The organism is Psychrobacillus sp., assembly GCF_056205495.1.
This window is the reverse complement of the sequence record NZ_JBAEAP010000433.1, coordinates 1-2,957: the sequence shown is the minus strand read 5'-3', so window position 1 is coordinate 2,957 and position 2,957 is coordinate 1. Positions and strand designations below refer to the sequence as shown.

The window sequence follows — 2,957 nt, the reverse complement described above, 5'->3', positions numbered from 1 at the left end:
GATGAAGTAGTAGCAATGGGAGCAGCAGTACAAGGTGGAGTATTAACTGGTGACGTAAAAGACGTAGTACTTTTAGACGTAACACCACTATCTTTAGGTATTGAAACAATGGGCGGTGTATTTACGAAGTTAATTGAACGTAATACAACAATACCAACTTCTAAATCTCAAACTTTCTCTACAGCTGCAGATAACCAACCAGCAGTAGATATCCATGTATTACAAGGTGAGCGACCAATGGCAGCTGACAATAAAACGCTAGGCCGTTTCCAACTTGCGGATATTCCACCAGCACCTCGTGGAGTACCACAAATCGAAGTAACGTTTGATATCGACAAAAATGGTATCGTAAATGTTAAGGCGAAAGATCTTGGAACACAAAAAGAGCAAACAATTACAATTCAATCTAATTCATCTTTATCCGATGAAGAAATTGAACGTATGGTAAAAGAAGCGGAAGCAAATGCTGACGCGGATAAAGTTCGCAAAGAAGAAGCAGAAGTTAAGAATGAAGCTGACCAATTAGTGTTTATGACTGAAAAAACACTGAAAGATTTGGAAGGCAAAGTTTCAGACGATGAGAAAAAATCTGCTGAAGATGCAAAAGAAGAGTTAAAAGCTGCTCTTGAAGCTGGAAATTTAGAAGATATTAAAGCGAAAAAAGATAAATTAAACGAAATCGTTCAACAGTTGACTATGAAGCTTTATGAACAAGCACAAGCGGATGCAGCGGCTAACGGACAACAAGAAGACGGGCCATCTGATGACGGTGTAGTCGATGCAGAGTTTGAAGAAGTAAAGGACGATAAAGACAAGTAATGTCAACAGGAAAAGTCAAAGACCGTTTTCGGCTTTGGCTTTTTCCATGTAATTAGTAGCATGGAGAAATACGCTATTTGTTTTGCTATTAGGAAATTATCCATGTTACAATTATCTTTATGTGTAAGTTAACAGAGCAGGAGAGTGAACTATGAGCAAACGTGATTATTACGAAGTCCTTGGAGTAGCCAAGGGAGCTTCTGGAGATGAGATAAAAAAGGCGTATCGCAAATTATCTAAACAGTATCACCCAGATATCAATAAGGATGCTAACGCTGAAGATAAATTTAAGGAAATTTCAGAAGCATATGAAGTATTAAGCGACGATCAAAAACGTGCACAATACGATCAATTTGGTCATGCAGGACCTAACCAAGGTTTTGGTGGCGGGTTTAGTGGCGCGGATGGATTTGGATTTGAAGATATTTTCAGCTCGTTCTTTGGAGGAGGAGGTTCGCGTCGTCGTGACCCGAATGCTCCTAGAAAAGGAAACGACCTTCAGTACTCTATGACTATAGAATTTGAAGAAGCAGTATTTGGTATGGAAAAAGAGATTGAAGTGGCTAAAGAAGAAACTTGTGATACGTGTAATGGTACTGGAGCTAAAAAAGGCACACATCCAGAAAAATGTACACACTGTAACGGAAACGGCCAAGTTAATGTTACACAAGATACTCCTTTCGGAAGAATTCAAACGAAACGAGCATGTAATTATTGTGAAGGAACTGGGAAAATTATCAAAGACAAATGTTCAACGTGTCATGGTAATGGAACAGTTAATAAACGCAAGAAGATCAAAATCACTATTCCAGCGGGTGTAGATGATGGTCAACAATTACGTGTTAGCGGTCAAGGTGAACCAGGTGTAAACGGTGGTCCAGCAGGAGATCTATACGTTGTATTTAGAGTGAAAGCTGATCCAAGATTTGAACGTGATGGTGACGATATTTATTACGAATTACCTTTGACATTCGCACAAGCAGCACTTGGGGATGAAGTAGAGATTCCAACTGTCCAAGGAAAAGTAAAATTAAAAATCCCAGCGGGCACGCAGTCTTCTACGAAATTCCGTCTTAAAGGAAAAGGTGTAAAAAATGTGCATGGCTATGGCATGGGAGATCAGCATGTAATCGTAAAAGTAATCACGCCTAAGAAATTGACTGAAAAACAAAAACAATTATTACGTGAGTTTGCAGAAATCAGCGGTGATATACCAGAAGAGCAAGGTAGTACATTATTTGACAAAATCAAAAGAACGATAAAAGGCGAATAAGGAGTTGGAGCAAGTGAAATGGTCTGAGCTATCCATTCATACTACTAATGAGGCAGTGGAAGCAGTAAGCAATATTTTGCATGAAGCTGGTGCTAGTGGAGTAGTAATTGAGGATTCAGAAGAGTTGGCTAGAGATAGAGAAGATGTTTTTGGAGAGATCTACAGCTTAAATCCAGATGATTTTCCAGTAGACGGAGTGCGTATTAAAGCTTATTTGGCTGAAACAAGCTTTCTATTAGAAACGGTGGAAGAGATCAAACTTGCGATCAACAACTTACTAAATTTTAATATAGACCTTGGACATAATATTATTACCGTAACCGAAGTAGACGAAGAAGATTGGGCGACTGCATGGAAAAAGTACTATCACCCAGTTAAAATCTCTAACAGATTTACAATTGTTCCTACTTGGGAAGAATATAATAGAGTGAACTCTGATGAATTAATTATAGAGTTAGATCCAGGTATGGCGTTTGGCACAGGGACACACCCTACTACCGTTATGTGCTTGCAGGCACTTGAAAAAACAGTGAAGCCCAACCTATCAGTTGTCGATGTAGGTACTGGTTCTGGTGTGTTATCTATTGGAGCAGCTAAACTAGGGGCAGCTACAGTTCACGCACTTGATTTAGATGAAGTTGCAGTAAGATCTGCACAAGAAAACATCGCAATCAATAGAGTGAGCGATATTGTAAAAGTTACTCATGGTAATCTATTAGACAATATTACAGAACAAGCAGATATAGTTGTTGCCAATATTTTAGCTGAAATCATTATGACATTTACCGATGATGCTTATACTATAGTTAAGTCTGGTGGGCAATTCATAACTTCTGGAATAATTTCGACTAAAAAAGATGATGTG

Annotated in this window: 3 protein-coding genes; all 3 read left to right on the top strand. The window is 38.7% G+C overall.

Annotation, left to right across the window (positions count from 1 at the left end; genetic code table 11):
• On the top strand, positions 1-819 hold an 819-nt coding region (locus AC06OU_RS12655), incomplete at its 5' end, for an Hsp70 family protein (protein ID WP_475856196.1).
• Positions 820-970: 151 nt separating this feature from the next.
• The gene (dnaJ, locus tag AC06OU_RS12650; protein ID WP_251555586.1) at positions 971-2,092 is read left to right on the top strand and encodes a molecular chaperone DnaJ; all 1,122 of its coding nucleotides are present in this window, start codon (positions 971-973) and stop codon (positions 2,090-2,092) included.
• Positions 2,093-2,105: 13 nt separating this feature from the next.
• The coding region (gene prmA, locus AC06OU_RS12645) for a 50S ribosomal protein L11 methyltransferase (protein WP_475856195.1) at positions 2,106-2,957 on the top strand (852 nt) is incomplete at its 3' end.